The sequence below is a fragment of the Candidatus Cyanaurora vandensis genome (assembly GCF_013285555.1).
Classification (GTDB): Bacteria; Cyanobacteriota; Cyanobacteriia; order Gloeobacterales; family Anthocerotibacteraceae; genus Cyanaurora; species Cyanaurora vandensis.
The window spans coordinates 1-15,922 of sequence record NZ_JAAXLT010000046.1 but is presented as its reverse complement, the minus strand read 5'-3'; the positions used below and the strand labels follow the sequence as shown (position 1 = coordinate 15,922).

The 15,922-nt window shown below is 56.8% G+C and carries 20 protein-coding genes and 2 pseudogenes; 11 read left to right on the top strand and 11 right to left on the bottom strand.

The window, feature by feature from the left end; all coding sequences use genetic code 11:
- Window positions 1–413 precede the first annotated feature (413 nt).
- Entirely contained in the window at window positions 414–629 is a 216-nt protein-coding gene (locus tag HFM78_RS02850) for a DUF6737 family protein (protein WP_287127907.1), read from the top strand.
- Here HFM78_RS02850 and HFM78_RS02845 read toward each other — a convergent pair.
- From HFM78_RS02845 to HFM78_RS02825, 5 genes are all read right to left on the bottom strand, one after another.
- Window positions 591–944 carry a hypothetical protein gene (locus HFM78_RS02845; protein WP_287127906.1) on the bottom strand — a complete coding sequence of 118 codons (354 nt, stop codon included), beginning with the start codon at window positions 942–944 and terminating at the stop codon, window positions 591–593. The two genes, HFM78_RS02850 and HFM78_RS02845, sit on opposite strands and share 39 nt — an antisense overlap.
- 8 nt (window positions 945–952) lie before the next feature.
- A complete protein-coding gene (locus tag HFM78_RS02840; RefSeq protein WP_287127905.1) occupies window positions 953–1,495 on the bottom strand; it encodes a thioredoxin domain-containing protein in 543 nt (180 codons plus the stop codon).
- Window positions 1,496–1,540: 45 nt separating this feature from the next.
- Complete coding sequence (gene argJ, locus HFM78_RS02835) at window positions 1,541–2,758, bottom strand: bifunctional glutamate N-acetyltransferase/amino-acid acetyltransferase ArgJ (protein ID WP_287127904.1); 1,218 nt, start codon at window positions 2,756–2,758, stop codon at window positions 1,541–1,543.
- A gap of 79 nt (window positions 2,759–2,837) precedes the next feature.
- A complete protein-coding gene (locus HFM78_RS02830) occupies window positions 2,838–3,998 on the bottom strand; it encodes an FIST C-terminal domain-containing protein (protein ID WP_287127903.1) in 1,161 nt (386 codons plus the stop codon).
- Between the two features lie 80 nt (window positions 3,999–4,078).
- Window positions 4,079–5,749 (bottom strand): hypothetical protein, encoded by a 1,671-nt coding sequence (locus tag HFM78_RS02825; RefSeq protein WP_287127902.1) that lies wholly within the window; start codon window positions 5,747–5,749, stop codon window positions 4,079–4,081.
- A gap of 284 nt (window positions 5,750–6,033) precedes the next feature.
- Here HFM78_RS02825 and HFM78_RS02820 point away from each other — a divergent pair, with 284 nt between their 5' ends.
- Window positions 6,034–6,789, top strand: coding sequence for a ZIP family metal transporter (locus HFM78_RS02820; protein WP_287127901.1), 756 nt, complete (start codon window positions 6,034–6,036; stop codon window positions 6,787–6,789).
- 46 nt (window positions 6,790–6,835) lie between these two features.
- Here the strand turns inward: HFM78_RS02820 and HFM78_RS16095 are convergent, their stop codons facing one another.
- The 3 genes and pseudogenes from HFM78_RS16095 to HFM78_RS02810 form a co-directional block, all read right to left on the bottom strand.
- Complete coding sequence (locus tag HFM78_RS16095; RefSeq protein WP_396034857.1) at window positions 6,836–7,210, bottom strand: TOBE domain-containing protein; 375 nt, start codon at window positions 7,208–7,210, stop codon at window positions 6,836–6,838.
- Between the two features lie 291 nt (window positions 7,211–7,501).
- A pseudogene (locus tag HFM78_RS16090) lies at window positions 7,502–7,879 on the bottom strand (ATP-binding cassette domain-containing protein); the annotation flags it as partial.
- Window positions 7,880–7,964: 85 nt separating this feature from the next.
- Window positions 7,965–8,627, bottom strand: a complete 663-nt coding sequence (locus tag HFM78_RS02810; protein WP_287127899.1) for a ribonuclease HII — start codon at window positions 8,625–8,627, stop codon at window positions 7,965–7,967.
- Between the two features lie 21 nt (window positions 8,628–8,648).
- Between HFM78_RS02810 and HFM78_RS02805 the strand changes: the two genes are divergently transcribed.
- The 8 genes from HFM78_RS02805 (at window position 8,649) to HFM78_RS02770 (ending at window position 13,240) form a co-directional block, all read left to right on the top strand.
- On the top strand, window positions 8,649–9,005 hold the full coding sequence (locus tag HFM78_RS02805; RefSeq protein ID WP_287127898.1) for a hypothetical protein: 357 nt from the start codon (window positions 8,649–8,651) through the stop codon (window positions 9,003–9,005).
- Window positions 9,006–9,020: 15 nt separating this feature from the next.
- Window positions 9,021–9,560, top strand: coding sequence for a DUF4129 domain-containing protein (locus HFM78_RS02800; protein WP_287127897.1), 540 nt, complete (start codon window positions 9,021–9,023; stop codon window positions 9,558–9,560).
- Window positions 9,561–9,607: 47 nt separating this feature from the next.
- Window positions 9,608–10,117 (top strand): bifunctional nuclease family protein, encoded by a 510-nt coding sequence (locus HFM78_RS02795; protein WP_287127896.1) that lies wholly within the window; start codon window positions 9,608–9,610, stop codon window positions 10,115–10,117.
- Complete coding sequence (locus HFM78_RS02790) at window positions 10,114–10,821, top strand: biotin--[acetyl-CoA-carboxylase] ligase (RefSeq protein ID WP_287127895.1); 708 nt, start codon at window positions 10,114–10,116, stop codon at window positions 10,819–10,821. The genes HFM78_RS02795 and HFM78_RS02790 overlap by 4 nt, the downstream gene beginning before the upstream one ends.
- A gap of 67 nt (window positions 10,822–10,888) precedes the next feature.
- Window positions 10,889–11,674, top strand: a complete 786-nt coding sequence (locus HFM78_RS02785) for an RNA methyltransferase (protein ID WP_287127894.1) — start codon at window positions 10,889–10,891, stop codon at window positions 11,672–11,674.
- A 16-nt stretch (window positions 11,675–11,690) separates the two neighbouring features.
- The gene (locus HFM78_RS02780) at window positions 11,691–12,092 is read left to right on the top strand and encodes an NIL domain-containing protein (RefSeq protein WP_396033660.1); all 402 of its coding nucleotides are present in this window, start codon (window positions 11,691–11,693) and stop codon (window positions 12,090–12,092) included.
- Window positions 12,089–12,760 (top strand): lipoyl(octanoyl) transferase LipB, encoded by a 672-nt coding sequence (lipB, locus tag HFM78_RS02775; protein ID WP_396034855.1) that lies wholly within the window; start codon window positions 12,089–12,091, stop codon window positions 12,758–12,760. The genes HFM78_RS02780 and lipB overlap by 4 nt, the downstream gene beginning before the upstream one ends.
- Before the next feature lie 180 nt (window positions 12,761–12,940).
- Window positions 12,941–13,240 (top strand): hypothetical protein, encoded by a 300-nt coding sequence (locus HFM78_RS02770; protein ID WP_287127891.1) that lies wholly within the window; start codon window positions 12,941–12,943, stop codon window positions 13,238–13,240.
- Here HFM78_RS02770 and HFM78_RS16085 read toward each other — a convergent pair.
- Window positions 13,224–13,700, bottom strand: a pseudogene (locus HFM78_RS16085) (RNA-guided endonuclease InsQ/TnpB family protein); the annotation flags it as partial. The gene HFM78_RS02770 and the pseudogene HFM78_RS16085 overlap by 17 nt on opposite strands.
- A gap of 142 nt (window positions 13,701–13,842) precedes the next feature.
- On the opposite strand from HFM78_RS16085, the gene HFM78_RS02765 reads away from it, so the two are divergent.
- A complete protein-coding gene (locus tag HFM78_RS02765) occupies window positions 13,843–14,448 on the top strand; it encodes a DUF4142 domain-containing protein (protein WP_287127890.1) in 606 nt (201 codons plus the stop codon).
- Window positions 14,449–14,521: 73 nt separating this feature from the next.
- On the opposite strand, the gene HFM78_RS02760 is transcribed toward HFM78_RS02765, so the two are convergent.
- Both HFM78_RS02760 and HFM78_RS02755 read right to left on the bottom strand, forming a co-directional pair.
- A complete protein-coding gene (locus HFM78_RS02760) occupies window positions 14,522–14,677 on the bottom strand; it encodes a hypothetical protein (RefSeq protein ID WP_287127889.1) in 156 nt (51 codons plus the stop codon).
- 84 nt (window positions 14,678–14,761) lie between these two features.
- Window positions 14,762–15,922, bottom strand: a 1,161-nt coding sequence (locus HFM78_RS02755) for a type IV pilus twitching motility protein PilT (protein ID WP_287127888.1), incomplete at its 5' end; no start/stop codon positions are given.

The window sequence follows — 15,922 nt, the reverse complement described above, 5'->3', positions numbered from 1 at the left end:
GGGACCTTCGCGGTTATAACGGCTAACCAGCTCTCGTATCCAAGTGCAGCAGTAGCCTGTTACCTCGCGCACTTGCTGAGTGGTTTTACCCATGCCAATAAGCCATAAGAGCTGAAACTGTGAGCGTTCGACCGGAGCTGATGCCTCACGATATCGGGTTTCGAGTTGGTCGGAGGTCAGAGGTAATTCCAGAGAAATTCGTTTGGGTAAATATCAACTATACACCCGGAAACCTTATTAGCTCCCTGATGCGGGCGACCCCGGCCAAGGAGGGCGTTTCACTCTGGCAGGAAGGGGTCGAGATTCAGCGTATTGACCGCCTCCAAGCCCCCTAAACCCGGACCAGCCCGTCATCCTTGCCACCGATATTTCTCTGGACCAGTTGCGCCAACGGCTGGGGATATAATCGCCCTATGACAAATAATGTGTGGGCTCACAAACCCTGGTGGTGCCAACCCTGGTCCATCCTCTTGACCGGAACAAGCTGGACCGGGGGGCTGTATCTCTGGTTGGGGCTGAGTTGGCTCAGCGTGGTCCTCGCGGCTCCCGTCTTGGTTTGGATGGTCTTCTTTGTGGGAATTTATCCGACGCTAGTTCGCCGGGCTGACCGTCGGACAGGACCGGGGTAGGGCGACAGTCAGGGGCCGGTCGGTCCCCGCGCTCAGTTCGCGTAGGGGCGGTGGGGCTTTGAATTTTTCGGGTAAGGTCGGGGCGGCACCGTACACACACACGCCAAACCCCAAAGAGACCGGTTCGGGTTCCTTGAACTGGCCCTGATAGATGCGCTGCTTGCTATTGATGGCTTTGAGGAGTTGGTTGTATTGGCTGGTCCCGGTACTCAAGTCAAAGGGCTGGGCGTTCTCTAGACCCTTGGGTGCCAGTTCCTCAGCCGGTCCGGCCCACACGGGCAAGGCAAACATGAGGGCCAACAATAATCTACGCACGGGCTACCTCAGGAATTGGAGTGGGCGCGGGGCTGGACCTGGGGGGGGACCAGACGGGTCTTAAAAGTAGAGACCTGACCGGGCGTAGGGCGGGCGTAGGGCAGAGATTGCCCCTGAACAAGGGCCGCTAGGTTCGCGCCAAACAAGTCTGCGGTCTGTTCACCGATGACATTGCCCTGGATCGTACCGTCGGGGGCCAGGAATACGTAGTGGGGGATGCCATTCACCCGGTAACGGTCTAGCTCAGGATTCCACTTGGGATTATCCACATTGAGCATGACGAAGTTGAATTTGCCCTCGTACTGCCGTTCGAGTTTAGCCACGGTTGGATTCATCAATTTACAAGTGGCGCACCAATCCGCGTAGAACTCAATCAAGGTCGGTCGTCCGTTGGTCTGGGCGGTCTCGTAGGGGATGGACCGCTCGACCATTTGGGCGGGGGTGACACGGCTAAAATCAGCGCGGGTCGCGCCATACAACCCACCCACGAGGAGGATCGTCGCTGCGGCAATCAAGAGATTGCGGAGTTGTACACTTTTCTTTGTGTCCATCGGCTGCCTTGGTACCCTCTTCTCAGTTTATCCGGCGCGCCTTAGTCAAGTGGTGTACTCGCCGTTGATCCGCACATAGTCATAGGTCAGGTCACAGCCCCAGGCCGTCCCTTGGCCCTGGCCTCCCCCTAAATCGAGACGGACGAGGACGGTGGGATTTTTGAGATAGGTGACAGCCGCCGGACGGTCAAAGGGGAGGGGGGTGCCCTCTGCCATCAACTGGACTTCACCCAACCAAACCGCCAGCCGCTGGGGCGCAAAGGGAACACCCGCCCGTCCCGCCGCCGCTGCAATCCGTCCCCAATTCGGGTCACAGCCAAACAGGGCCGCCTTGAATAGGCTGGAACTTGCCACGGTCCGGGCGACTTGACGGGCCGATTGTGCATCACGCGCTCCAGTAACCTGGACTTCTACTAATTTTGTTGCGCCCTCACCATCACGGGCGACCATCTTGGCAAGGTCAATGCAGAGAGTGGTCAGCATCTCACCGAGGAGACGGGCGGCTAGGCTGGCGGGGTCGGTGACCGTCGGATTCTCAGCCCGTCCGTTACTGAGGGCGAGGACGAGATCATTGGTGCTGGTGTCGCCATCCACGGTGATTTGGTTGAAGGAGACTGTATTGGCAGCTCGTAATAAATCCCGCCACAGGTCCGGCTCCACTGCCGCATCACAGGTAATAAAAGCAAGTAGCGTCGCCATATTGGGGTGGATCATTCCTGAACCCTTAGCGATGGCTCCCATCCGCACCGGATGACCGTCAATATTAGCTTCCAGCGCGCGCGTCTTCACCGTTAAATCTGTGGTGAGAATGGCTTGGGCGGCGAGTTCTGAACCCGTGGGGGAGAGGGTTGTGACTAGCTGCGGGGCCGCTTGTTGGATTTTCGCCATCGGTAGGGGCACACCAATCACCCCGGTGGAGGCAACCAGAATTTCGGCGGGGTCGAGGTTTAATAACTCAGCAAAGATTTGGGCGGTCTGCGTGACGGCCTCAACCCCCGCTTGACCCGTGGCGGCGTTGGCATTCCCGGCGTTGATGACGATGGCTCGTCCGTGGCTCTCTTGGGCCAAGCGTTGCTCGTCGTAGTCTACGGAGGCGGCCCGGACCAGATTGGTCGTGAAGACCCCGGCGGTCACAGCGGGTTGGTCGGAGCAGATGAGGATGAGATCCAACTTCCCCGAAGGCTTAATTCCTGCTGCCACCGCGCCCGCTTGCCAGCCCAAGGGAGCCGTCACCCCGCCCTCAATTGCCCAAAAAGTTGCCACCACAATCTCCACGCTAGGGCGACATTGTAGCCTAAGTCAGGGGAGCACTCATGCATGGCGGGGGCAAGGAATACCACGCTTACGACAAGGGCCGGAAGAAACCAATCGCCGCTGTGTAGCCGTGCAAGTAAGTAGTCGCCCCCACCGGACCAATCTCGCCATTACAGAAGAACCCCCCCACCGGGATGGCCCCGAGATGCCGTTGGACCGCTTGGGCATCGTGGTTAGGTGAGCCATAAAAAGACTCCCCCCGGCCCAGACAAGAAAACAAGACACAGCCCTGCACCGTACTGGCCCCGGAATTCGCCACGTAATTATGTAACAGTTGGTCGAGGTCCTCACTGGAGGCCGCCCCGTCGCGGATGTGGAATTGTAACGTCTGACCGACGCGCAGGGGCTGTCCAATCGCCAAAGCCCCGCGTTGACGGTCCACCCCCATTAAGTTGCGGATCAAGAAATTGACCGACGCTTGCTTGAATTCATCCGCCAACAGCCCCACAAAGAGCGCATTGCGCTGGGCCAATTGACGGTCGCGCTGACTGGCGGCCCCGAGGACCCGTCCCAGGACTTCCACGGGCGGCATCCCGTCTAGCTGGGTCAACAGATAGTCCTCACAGCCGGTAATCTCGTGTTTTTGGCCCAAAGGACGACAGCCCTGAGCAACCAAGGGGTCCATGGCGATATTGCCGCGTAACGCCACTCCATTCACGCCCCGGGTATGACACTGCTCATTGAGGAATAGTAATGGCTGACTACCGCTGGCAATCCCCCCCAGCTTAGGACTAGTCGGGAAAGCATAGTCCAACCCCGCCAGCAACACCTCCAAATCCATGCCCCCGCCCGCCATCAACAGGAAAGGCCCATCCGTCATCACCCCCAGCCGCTCTTGCCAAGCCAGCGGCGGAGCATCTAGGTCTGGGAGGTCCGCCATCTCCAGGTGAAAGCCCGTCACCGTCACCCCCGGCAGGTGGGCTGCGGTCACGACTAAGCCGGGCTCGTCTTCTATTTCCTGTCCTTGGGCAATCAGCCCGCCCCCCGCACAACCCACCAGGACTGCGCTGCCCAACTGTTGCTGAATGAGACGGCCCAGATAGGCAAAATCACCCCCAAGCTCAGGACTGGCAAAAATTAGCACCAAGTCTACGGACCGGCCCCCCATCTGAGTCAAGACCGCACCACAGGTCTCAGCCACGGCGCGGGGGATGGTCTGTTCACGCGATAAAGTGCTGACCCAGTGCATAGGAACCTCGGTTTTTCTCAGCATACCAAAAGCCAAACGGCCCCTTGGTTAAGAGGCCGTCTGGATACCATGACTAGAAGTTAGGGGGTAGCTGGGACCGGGGTATTGACCACACAGCCCGGTATCTTGACTGCCGAGATGCGGGTCCGCCAGTTGGCACTGCTCGTGGAGGAATAATATTCCGAGGTGTGCCAGAACGTGCAGTTATCCACCGGGTCAATCGAGAGATGGCTGTAATCCCCCCAACGGCTAGAGCTACTGGTCTGAGAACCGCGACCCGCAAACAATAGTTGCTCAAGGCGCATCGTCCCTAGGGGATCGGTGGCAAGACGGCCCGTCGCGTAAATCGAGGGGTAGGTGTCGGCACTGGAGGTGGAGTACCCCATCCCAATGTTGCCCGCGCCATCCATGGCAATACTAGCCATCCAACGGTTGAGGGTGGTGGTGGGACTGTAGGTGCCCTGTTGGTAAATAGACCAATCGCCGGTGGTCTTGCGGAACTCATACCAACGAATCCCGGCTAAGTCCCGTCCGTTCACATCCACGCTATGGTTCGCCACCATCACTTGGTGAGTGCCCATGTTGCGGTACTGCAAGCGGTACATCAAACGGTCGCCGATGGTGTCAATTTTGCAGGTGGTGCCCAATTGGGGGATGCAGTTGCGGGTACCGGGGCAGAGATTCATGTCAAAGGGAGCCAAGGCAGGGGGTTTAAATAACTGGTTGGGTTGACCGCTCAGCCCAAAGGTCGAGAGCGCAATATTGTTCCAGTTCACCTTAAATTCCCACAGGGCAATCTGGTCCGTCGGGAAACCAAAATTGGAATCATCCGCTTCCATGAAATAAGCAGGCGTACCAGCGGCAGGAACCGGGCCATCTAGATCCGAGGGGAGCATCCCGCCGAAGTTGGGGTTGATGGGTTGGAGGTTGACGTAGACCAGTTTGGCGGCCTGTCCGAGGAGCATCTTCTCGCGCTCGAAGGCGAAGACCCCGGCCCCCGCAAAGGAGAAGCCATTCAGGAATTGATTGACCGTCATGTAGTAACCGTCGGGCCAAACTCCCAACTTGGGATAGTCGTTGAGGTTGTTGTTGCTCGCGACAAAGGCGTAGCGGTGGTAGGAGCCGGTGGGGTCCGCCCCAGTCGAGACGGCGATGCACTGGTAGTAGGGACCGCCGGAGAAGTTGGGAATACCAAACTGCGTTACCACCCAGCGGTCAGCAAGGTGGTCATACATCACAATCGGGTCGCCACTGTTGGTGCTCTGGCAGGGACCGCCGAAGCCATTCCACAGGGTATTACCCGAGGCCGGACCGTAGAGGAGCGTCCCGGTTTTGTTATAGATGGCAAACGACAGGTTGACCCACTGAAAATAATGGTTGGGACCGACTTCACCCGTCGGGTCCGGGGGAAGGACGAAGTTGACACTATTCACCCCATCGAAGCTCGCCGTCAAGGGCAGGTCAAGCGGCTCACCGGGCGCGTTTTGCACCACCGAGTCAGGAACTTGGGTGGCGCGGAGGTCTTCTTTCTTAATGACCTTACGGGGACGGGGCGGGTTAGGAATTTCAGTGAACTTGTTAAAAATTAACGGAATCGGTCCCATTTCGCGCAGGGTCCGGGAGGTATCGTGCTTAGCAAGTTTGACCAATTCGGGACGCGCTTCAGGACGCTCGGCTGAGGCGGGACTGAGGCTGACACAAGCGAGGGTGAGGCAACTTAGGTAGCCTAAGCTACGGAAATTTAACTGCATTGTATGTAACTCCTTAAACTCTCAGGCAAAGCCTTACAGCAGCCTGGGAGGACTGGGTTCAGTTACATAATACTAAGGACTTTAGGTAAGCGCAGTACTGAAAGTCGTAAGAATTAACGATTAGTTAGTCCGCTAGATTATTAATAGTTTGGGTAATAGCAACCTGCCAGTCTATCGCTGAAAAGCCTAAGCGGACTGTGTGAATCAGACAAATTTATCCCAAGAGAGGGACGTGGCGTTCCAAGAAATAGAACAGAATTACTAGAAAGCAGTTGAGCTATTATGTGATACTCCCATGGGTACAGGCGGGGGGCTGGGGCTTGGTGGCAGGGTCAGCTCTCTTCCTTGGAGCATTGGTTGGTTATTTTGTGGCGGTGCCCCAACGCTGGATCGCGCTCATTATGGCTTTTGGGGCGGGGGTCCTCATCTCGGCCTTAGCTTTTGACCTAATGGATGAGGCTTACGCGCAGGGGAGTCTGGCAGCGGTGGCAGTGGGGTTTATGCTCGGGGCCCTAATTTTCACCCTAGCCAATCGTGGGTTGGCTCACTATGGGGCCAAGCACCGCAAACGCTCGACAGGACAGCAACCCGAGGAGGCGGGGACGGCGGGGAGTGGGTTAGCAATTGCCCTGGGCGCGCTCCTTGACGGCATTCCTGAATCGATCGTGATTGGGGTGAGCCTGATTGGTGGCGGGTCGGTCAGTTGGGTAGCGGTGGTGGCGGTATTTCTCTCCAATTTCCCTGAGGGGCTATCGAGTGCAGCGGGGATGAAGAGGGCGGGGCGTTCACCGGCCTATATCTTTGGCACTTGGGGCGGAATTACCATGGTGTCAGCCGTAGCAGCCGTTCTCGGGTACACCGTATTTAGTCAATTCTCAGCCGATATTATTGCCGGGATCACAGCCGTAGCAGCGGGGGCGATCCTTGCCATGCTCGCCGATACGATGTTGCCTGAAGCCTTTGAGTACGCCCATGACTACACAGGGTTGGTCGTTGCCTTTGGCTTCTTAGCAGCTTTCACGCTAACCAAGCTTGCCTAGCCGCCCCAGCGTAGTGTGCTGCAATACGCTCTTCTGTCCTAGTCCACTATTCACTAACCACCAAACGACTAGGTTTAATGCTCAAACCACTGGTCTCATCGAACAGATGGAACGCCTGAACCGCGAAGCCACAACTTTCATCGGGGCGGGGACATTCACTAGTCAGACGGACCCTGAGCGGACCACTGGGCGTAGCACAAAAAATTAGGGTCTCGCGGCCCAGCGTCTCCACAAACTCCACTCGCCCTTGGAATACGGGGTCTTGCCCGTTGAGAACCAGATGCTCGGGCCGGATACCTATAGTTAAGCGGGGCGGCAATGGTACGCCTTGGAACTGTGGGGGTAGAGACAGACAAAATCCTTCACCCACAAGACTGGTCCGGCCTAGAGCCACCGTCGGCACACAGGGAAAAAAGTTCATCTGCGGCTCCCCGATGAACCCAGCGACGAAGATATTGGCGGGTTCCCGGTAGACCGTGAGCGGGGTCGCCACCTGTTGTAGACAGCCCCGGTTCATGACGGCAATCCGTGAACCCATGGTCATCGCCTCAGTCTGGTCATGGGTGACATAAACCGTAGTGGTGGCGAGTTGGTGTTGCCACTGGACGATCTGGGTCCGCGTCTGGGTCCGCAGTTGCGCGTCTAGGTTAGAAAGGGGTTCGTCCATCAGGTAGATTTTGGGGTTGCGGACCATGGCTCGTCCGAGGGCGACCCGCTGTTTTTGACCACCGGAGAGTTCACTGGGGCGGCGGTCGAGGAACTGTTCGATTTGTAGAAGACGGGCGACCTGCTGGACTTGGTTATCCAGAGCAGCGCGAGTCGGGCAAGCTTGCTGGGTCAGCCCGCGCCACATTTCCCCCAATTTAGTCGTGAGCGGACGGCGGCGGCGTAACCCAAAAGCTAAGTTATCGTAGACCGTCAAGTGCGGATAGAGAGCGTAATTTTGGAAGACCATCGCCACGTCCCGGTCCTTGGGAGCACGGAGGATGAGGTCTTGCCCGTCGAGGAGGATCTGACCACTGGTGGGTTCTTCTAGACCGGCAATCAGACGCAGCAGGGTACTTTTGCCACAGCCGGAGGGACCGACCAACACCAATAATTCCTGGTCGCCCACGCACAAATCCAGGGAAGCCAGGACGGTCTGTTCCCCAAAATGCTTGGCTACCTGTTTGAGTTCAAGCATGGTCTGAGTGAATATTTGGCCTATCGTAACGTCCCACGGTCTCCAGAGCCACGCGCACGGGCCGGAAACTATGACGGTGGTGGGGTGTTACGCCAAATTGACGGAGGGCCTGTTGGTGGGCGCGGGTGCCATAACCGCTGTTGCGCTCCCAGCCATAACCAGGAAATTCCTGGGCCAGCCCCTGCATCAATTGGTCACGGTAGACCTTAGCCAAGACCGAGGCGCAGGCAATCGCGAGACATTGACCATCTCCCCGCACCACCCAGGTCTGATGCTCCCCCAGTTCCGGGACCCGTAATCCGTCCACCAAGACATGATCCACCGGCATAACCCCAGCTAAAGCCCGGACCATGGCCTGATGGGTGGCCTGACGGATATTAATGCGGTCAATCTCCGCCACCTCAGCCAGCCCGACCCCATAACCGAGGGCGATGGACTGGATGAGCGGGACTAGTTCTTGACGGCGGCGGGGGGTGAGTTGTTTGGAGTCGCGTACACCGGGGAGGTCAGCCATGGTCACGGTAGAGGGTAGAACTACGGCTACTGCCACCACCGGACCCGCCCAGGGTCCCCGCCCGACTTCATCCACCGCCGCTAAGCGGGTGTAGCCCTCCTGCCAGAGGCTCTGTTCTCGTTCAAGGGTTGGACTGGGCATGGGGCCACGGTACCATGAGTTATGCGGCTTATTCCCTGGCCCCTCCGTTTTTGTACCGCCCTTTACCCCGTGGTCTTTGTGCCCTGGGACTTTGACACTTGGCCCGCCCTCCAAAAAGCAGCGGTCTTGGCCCACGAGCGGGTCCACCACCGCCAACAAAAAGCCCTGGGTTTACCTAAGTTCTGTTTTCACTACGTCAGGAGCAAAACTTTTCGCTGGCGCATTGAGCGCAGTGCCTACCAACGGGAGGTCTATTTTTTGCAACGGGCCGGACGATGGGCCGACCCGCACCGCTACGCCCAGGCCGTCTCTGGGCCGCTCTATTGGGGGATGATTGATTACCGGACAGCCCTGGCTTGGTTCGAGCAATTACGATGAGGCCAGGAGGAGCCAATGCCCAAGGTTGAGCCGTTACTTGAAGAACTGCGCCGCTCCGGGCAGTTCCGGTTAGCAGAGACTAACCTGGACCTCGGGGGCCTGAGTCTCAGTGCCCAGGCTGCCAATATCGTCCTCTGGGTGGGGCTAGGGCTAGGGGTCCTATGGGTGGTCTTAAGTGGGGTACAACTCTGGCAGGTCTTCGGTCCACACAAGGTAAGTCCAGCCACCGCCCTTGCCCCCAGCCCAATTACCCCTTGGCAACAGTGGACTGCGCAAGCCGAGCAACTCACCCAGAGCGGGGACTACCGGGGGGCCTGCCGCGCTTGGTACCTCTCCTTAGTCCTCTGGTTGGATAGCGAACAGCAAGTCAAGTACCAGCCCACCCGGACCAACCAGGAATACCTCCAGGACCTCCAGGACCAGCCCCGGCTCCGAGAACCCCTCAGCCAATTAGTCCGCATTCACGAACGACTCTGGTACGGCAACCAGCCCGGTCAGGCAAAGGATGCCCAATCCTGTGCCCAGGCCGTGGCCCAAGCCCGCCAAGCCCCATGACCCCCAGTAGAATGAGCCTAGGGTTCCTGTCTGTGGAGAGTTAGCCCATGGCTGTCGAGATGAAAGTGGCGGGCATTGCCCTAGATGCAGTCAATAAATCCCCCATTCTGGTCCTGCGTGACCTCGGCGACCGCCGCGCCCGCCCGATTTGGATTGGTCGGGCTGAGGCCAGTGCCATTGTCCAAGCCCTAGAGGGTCAAAAGACCACCCGGCCCATGACCCATGATCTATTTGTGAATTGTCTGGGCGGCTGGGAGATCAAAGTTATCAAAATTGTCATTTATTCCTTACAAGACAGTACGTTTTATGCCGTAATCTCGCTGGAGCAAGGTGAACAACGCAAACACCTCGACGCTCGCCCTAGTGATGCCGTGGCCTTAGCCCTCAGGACCCGCACGCCGATTTGGGCCACTGAGGAAGTCATGGCCCAAGCTTCGCTACCCGTGGACCAAGATGCGGATAACGCCGAACGGGCTGCCTTCCATGACTTTTTAGAACAAATCCGCCCTAGTGATTTCAGCAGTGGTCCGGGGCTGGATACGGCGGATTGGGGTTGAGGCTGGGCGAACCGCTCTACACCTATACCACCCTGGATTCGACGAACCAACGGGCCTTAATGTTGTTGGGCGACGGGGCCAGCGAGGGCACGACGGTGCTTGCTCAGAGCCAGACCCAGGGCCGGGGCCAACGGGGACATACCTGGGTCTCCACCCCCGGCGGCATCTATCTCTCGGTCATCCTCAAACCCCAGCTTGCCCCCGCCCACCTGCTCCAAGTGACCTTCTGGAGTGCCTGGGGGGTCTGCTGGGCGTTGCGACGGCGGGGCATCCCGGCAAGGTTGAAGTGGCCCAATGATCTAATGGTGGCAGGCCGTAAACTGGGGGGCGTACTGACAGAATCCCGGGTCCAGGGGAACTTGGTCATGGGTTGTGTGGTCGGGGTGGGCCTCAACGGTAATAATCAGGTCCCCACTACCGCCATCACCCTTCAAGAATTGGGGTCCTTTGACTATGAGCGTGATTACCAGCTAGTGCTGCGCGGTTTGACCGTGGGCTATCAACTCTGGCAACGCCACGGCTTCGCCCGGATCTGCACCTATTACCGACGTTGGTGGGTGAACTGGGGGCAGCAGGTACCAGAGGGTGTAATCACAGACCTCGATGAACTCGGGCGCGTGGGCGTATCAGGGGTTTACTACTACCCCGGTCAGATTCAATTAGAGGTCAAGGGAGATGCAATCCAACCAGGACACCTACTTTAATCATTCACCGACCTAACTGGGGCTTCATAATAACGGTCAGTGTCTTACTCGACGATCCTAACTCCCCATGCTCACCAGCCTCCAAAACCCCCTGCTCAAACAGATCCGCAAACTCCACCAAGCCAAGGAGCGCGAGCGTGTGGGTTGGATGCTCCTAGAAGGTCCGCACCTCGTGGAAGCTGCCCTCCAGACGGGCTGGCCTCTAGTCTGCACGGTCAGTACCCCCACTTGGGCTAGCGCGAATTCAGCCCGATGGGAACAACTCCTCGTCCACAGCGAACGCACGGAACAAGTCCCCGAGGCCCTTTTCCCGGAACTCGTCACCACCGTCAATGCCCCTGGGATTCTAGCGATAGCGCGGCAGGGCGACACACTGGCACCAGACTTGGGCCGCTTACCCCAACGCTGGGTGGTATTGGAGCGCGTCCAAGATCCCGGTAACCTCGGTACAATCCTTAGGACCGCCGCCGCCGTGGGCGTAGCTGGCGTTGTCGTCAGTCCCGACAGTATTGCCCCAGACCACCCCAAAGTCCTCCGGGCAACCAGTGGGCAGTGGTTTCGTCAGCCGCCCCGAGTGACTGAGGTAATTCCCTTACTCCAACAGGCGCAAGCACAAGGTTTCAAAACCATCGGTACCACGCCGGCGGACGGTATTTCGTTATGGGAAGCTCCCCTCACCGGGCCTTTAATGCTAATTTTTGGCTCCGAAGGCCAGGGGTTGAGTGCAGAGGTCCAAGCTCTCATCCAATATCCCGTCCGTATTCCCCAGCAGCCGGGCGTGGAATCACTCAATCTTGCTGTCAGTGTGGCAGTCCTGCTCTACGAAGTCCTCCGGCAACAGACGGTACACTGAGGGGATGAAACGGGAAATCAAACGGCGGGTCATCCTCACCTTTCCGCCCCAGGTGGTCCAGATGCCGCTGACCTACCGACTGGCTAAGGATTTCAATGTCGCGGGCAATATCCTCCGTGCCCAAGTCGCCCCCGATGAAGTAGGCAAAATGGTCATTGAGGTCTCCGGTGCCCTGGACCGGGTGGAGGCGGCCCTCCTCTGGGTCCAAGCCCAGGGCATCACCGTTTCACTCATCAGTAGCGAAATCTTGATTGATAGTACCTGTGTCCACTGTGGCTTATGTACCGGGGTCTGTCCGACCCAAGCTCTGACCCTACAGCCTGTGACCTTTGAGCTTCAATTCCAGCGGTCGCGCTGTATCGTTTGTGAACAGTGCGTCCCGGTTTGTCCAGTGGACGCGATCCGCACCGGGCTATGAAACGGCCCTGTCTACTGCTAACTCCGGGCTTAGTGAGCTATACCCAGGGCTGGGACTGGCCAAAACAAATTCAACAACGCAAGATCCAAGACTCCCAGCACCCCGATGTTCTTTTTTTGGTGGAACACCCCCCGGTCTACACCCTGGGGCAGGGGTCTGACCCAGAGTTCGTCAAATTCGCGCCCGGTACCTTTGAGTTACATCGCACCGAACGGGGCGGGGAGGTGACCTACCATGGTCCCGGTCAGCTAGTGGGCTACCCGGTCTTGGACCTCAGGGCCTACCGTCAAGACCTGCACTGGTATCTGCGCCAACTCGAAGAAGTCCTCATCCGTACCCTGAGTCATCTAGATATCACGGGTGAACGAGTAGCGGGGCTGACTGGAGTATGGGTAAAGGGCTACAAAGTCGCCGCCATCGGGATTAAAGTCTCCCGTTGGGTGACTTTGCATGGTTTTGCCCTCAATGTCACCACGGATTTGCGGGCGTTTGAGGTCATCGTACCCTGTGGTCTGACGCAACCCGTGGGCCGAGTAGAGCAGTTTTGTCCTGGTGTCAGTCCAGCGGATTTGATACCCCTAATTGCCACGAGTTTTGCTGAGGTTTTTGGGGTAGACCTCCAGCTAGTGCCCTTGGCTCAGGTCATTGCGCTGCCAGTACCGCAATAATTAAGCGCAATATTTATGGATTCGGTTGTTTTTGCTACTGGTCACTTCCATAACTGACTGTTACCATGTGTCCAAGATGAGCGGTTCGTCAAGGACTTTTAGAAACGAAATTCCGCGAAACGTACCAGTACCCGATGTCATAGGTACTGATTCATCCCTCACTCCCACTTTGGAGAATTTATGGCTTATCGCAAGCATGAGGCTGCTACAAACATGGTAGCAAGTTGCCCTTTGCCCAATTTAATCGCACACAATGCCCCTCTCACCTCGGGTAGTTTGTTGGTCTTGATGTACGAACGGCTCCAGTTCCAAATGTCGCCCACGGAGCGTCAGGGTGTGGGTTCCTGGATTAAAGAATGTGTAGACAAGCATGGGCTCCCCAGCTTAATTCGTTTTGGTCATCGTGACCGAGCCACAGTCTTCCGCAAAGATGAATTTACCCAGTGGTTCACGCCGTTGATGGCTAAAAAAGAAGCTTAGGTTGACACTCCCACGGCTGAAGACCGTGGGATTCTTGTTTCCTAGAGTCAGCTTGCTCATTAAGAGTTACCTCCTGATGAGTAGCGGCTATTCTCTCCACAAGCGTTACGTTTCCCAGTGCCCCTGGGTACGACTTCAATCCTGATGCCAAGATATTCAAGGCTGCATTGTGGTCGCGGTCTAGTACACAGCCACACCGACATGTGTGAGTGCGTGTAGACAGAGACTTTTTCACAATGGCATGACAACTTGAGCACTCTTGGCTTGTGTAGTGAGGAGGAACAGCAATCACTATCCTTCCCATCACACGACCATAGTATTCAAGCCAATCCCGGAACATTGACCAGCTAGCATCACTAATAGACTTTGCCAAGTGATGATTTTTGACCATGTTACGCACTTTCAAGTCTTCTATGGCTACCAAGTCATAAGACTGGACTACGCACCTTGCCGTTTTGATGTTTTACGGTGTTTTCAATAACCAGCCTCCAGAATTATCGGAGCGGTTCGGATATCCTCTCTTTAGAAAGAGGTTATAACCAAGGTATGTGAGTCAGCCTGAGTCTGGGTCTTTCGAGACCTATTCCTTAGGAGAATGAACCATGTTTAAGCAAATTGTCGCCGCTACGCTGGTGCTGACCCTCGGGAGCATCACAGCCTCGGCTCAAACTGCCCCGATGCCTCAAATGGGCCGCGATGTCCCGGCGACCCAAGCCAGCGACAGCATCCCCTTGGATATGAATGATCCTGCCATCCGTCAAGCCACCATGGATGGCAAATCAGCCAGTGGTTTCATGATGGCTGCTGCCAAAAGTGACCTGACCGAGAGTCAGCTCAGTGAAGTTGCTCTACGACGGGCGAGTTCCCGGAATGTCCAGGACTTTGCTAAGTTCATGGTCCAGGAACACGGCAAGACTAGCGTGGAACTGATGCAAATTGCCCGGACCAAAAATGTCACCCTACCCACCACCTTGAGCCCTGAAGACCAACAGGCTAAGGCAGATTTAGAAGGGCGGACTGGGGCGACCTTTGAGCAGTTGTACGTGGCGAAGATGGTCAAGGGTCACGAAAAAGCCGTTGCTCTATTCCAGAGTGCTGCAACTCAAAATGAAGACCCCGAATTGCGGGCCTTTGCCAACAAACACCTTGCGGATATCCAACAACATCTACGTGATGTCAGCCGCTTATCGGTACGGGCGCGGTCCTAGGACTTTTTGTTAAAAAGTAGCCCAACGGAGACTGGTAGTTAGCTTTCGTTGGGCTGCATCAATTGAGCAAGTATCAATTCTGGCTAGTGCGCGTGGTGCGGTTCTCAGGCTTGCTGATCTGGATCGTCATACCCTTGGAATAAGCCACAAAGAGACCGTACACAGCTACGGCAAAACTTAGAATTCCCGCCAGGATCACTAAGCTCAATAACCAAGAAGCACTGCCCATTTTACTGAACCTCCGATTTCTCTAAGCTTAAAAACTCAGGACCCACCCCGGTTATACCCCAGGGCTGACCTTGCCTCGGGAATCTTAGATCATGCGGGTATTGTCCATCTTGCCCCGGAATAATTGCTTCAGTTCGTTAGGACGCGGGGAGGCTTCAGCGGCGGTCTCTTCCGTGACCCGGCCCTCTTGAACTAGACGGTATAAGACTTGGTTCATCGTCTGCATCCCATCAAATGCTCCCTGGGGAATCAGTTGATCCAACTCATCTACTTTGTTGCCTTTGATGTAATCACGGGCGGTGTCGGTGTTGACCATGATCTCGTGAATAGCAGCTCGTTTGTTGTCCGTGGTCCGTACTAAGGCTTGGGCAACCACTGCCACGAGGGAGTCCGCAAGTTGCATTCGCATCGTATTTTGTTCATTGGGGGTGTAGATATTTAACAGCCGTTCGATGGTGGCGACCGCACTGTTGGTGTGTAAGGTCCCGAAGACGAGGTGTCCGGTCTGCGCGGCTTTGAGGGCGGTATCCACAGTCACGCGGTCGCGCATCTCCCCAATCAAGATGATATCCGGGTCCTCCCGCAACGAGGCCCGTAAGGCTATTTCAAACTCTAGCGTGTGTGACCCGACTTCCCGTTGCCGGACCAGCGACTTGATGCTGGTGTGGACATATTCAATCGGGTCCTCGATCGAGATGATATGTTTAGCGAAATTTTCGTTGATGTAGCGGATCATCGCCGCCATCGTAGTGGACTTACCCGAGCCCGTGGGTCCGGTGATCAAAACCAAACCTTTATGGGCCTCACTGATCGTCTTGAGGGTTTCGGGGAGTTGCAGTTCTTCCAGGCTAGGAATCTCAAGGTTGATCAAGCGCAATACCGAGGCTGGGCCGAGTAAAGAAAAAAACATATTCACCCGTAACCGGGCAATATCAGGGTACATGATGGCGGTGTCGAGTTCCTTGGTACGCTCGAAGGTTTGTAGTTGCTCGGGAGCTAAGAGTTCCTGCCACCAATGATAAAACGTTGCCATGGTTGTGATTGGGTAAGCCGTGTACTGCATCCTGCCGCGCAACCTGAACCGGGGGCGTTCCCCGACGCCGAGGTGGATGTCGGAGGCTCCCTGATTTTTGGCCTCTAGGACTAATTCCAAAAGCGAGCGGTCTTCTGGATGGCTCACGGCGGGGATGGTGAGGGGAACATCCGTAGTTTCAATGCGGATCGCGGGGGCGGGGCGGTCGGTGGG

Excerpts from the sequence above, each read along its gene's own strand:
- HFM78_RS02800 (WP_287127897.1), top strand. The coding sequence starts at position 9,021 with ATGCCCAAGGTTGAGCCGTTACTTGAAGAACTGCGCCGCTCCGGGCAG.
- HFM78_RS02805 (WP_287127898.1), top strand. The coding sequence starts at position 8,649 with ATGCGGCTTATTCCCTGGCCCCTCCGTTTTTGTACCGCCCTTTACCCC.
- HFM78_RS02850 (WP_287127907.1), top strand. The coding sequence starts at position 414 with ATGACAAATAATGTGTGGGCTCACAAACCCTGGTGGTGCCAACCCTGG.
- HFM78_RS02765 (WP_287127890.1), top strand. The coding sequence starts at position 13,843 with ATGTTTAAGCAAATTGTCGCCGCTACGCTGGTGCTGACCCTCGGGAGC.
- HFM78_RS02795 (WP_287127896.1), top strand. The coding sequence starts at position 9,608 with ATGGCTGTCGAGATGAAAGTGGCGGGCATTGCCCTAGATGCAGTCAAT.
- lipB (WP_396034855.1), top strand. The coding sequence starts at position 12,089 with ATGAAACGGCCCTGTCTACTGCTAACTCCGGGCTTAGTGAGCTATACC.
- HFM78_RS02825 (WP_287127902.1), bottom strand. The coding sequence starts at position 5,749 with ATGCAGTTAAATTTCCGTAGCTTAGGCTACCTAAGTTGCCTCACCCTC.
- HFM78_RS02810 (WP_287127899.1), bottom strand. The coding sequence starts at position 8,627 with ATGCCCAGTCCAACCCTTGAACGAGAACAGAGCCTCTGGCAGGAGGGC.
- HFM78_RS02840 (WP_287127905.1), bottom strand. The coding sequence starts at position 1,495 with ATGGACACAAAGAAAAGTGTACAACTCCGCAATCTCTTGATTGCCGCA.
- HFM78_RS02760 (WP_287127889.1), bottom strand. The coding sequence starts at position 14,677 with ATGGGCAGTGCTTCTTGGTTATTGAGCTTAGTGATCCTGGCGGGAATT.
- HFM78_RS02770 (WP_287127891.1), top strand. The coding sequence starts at position 12,941 with ATGGCTTATCGCAAGCATGAGGCTGCTACAAACATGGTAGCAAGTTGC.
- HFM78_RS02785 (WP_287127894.1), top strand. The coding sequence starts at position 10,889 with ATGCTCACCAGCCTCCAAAACCCCCTGCTCAAACAGATCCGCAAACTC.
- HFM78_RS02830 (WP_287127903.1), bottom strand. The coding sequence starts at position 3,998 with ATGCACTGGGTCAGCACTTTATCGCGTGAACAGACCATCCCCCGCGCC.
- HFM78_RS16095 (WP_396034857.1), bottom strand. The coding sequence starts at position 7,210 with ATGAACTTTTTTCCCTGTGTGCCGACGGTGGCTCTAGGCCGGACCAGT.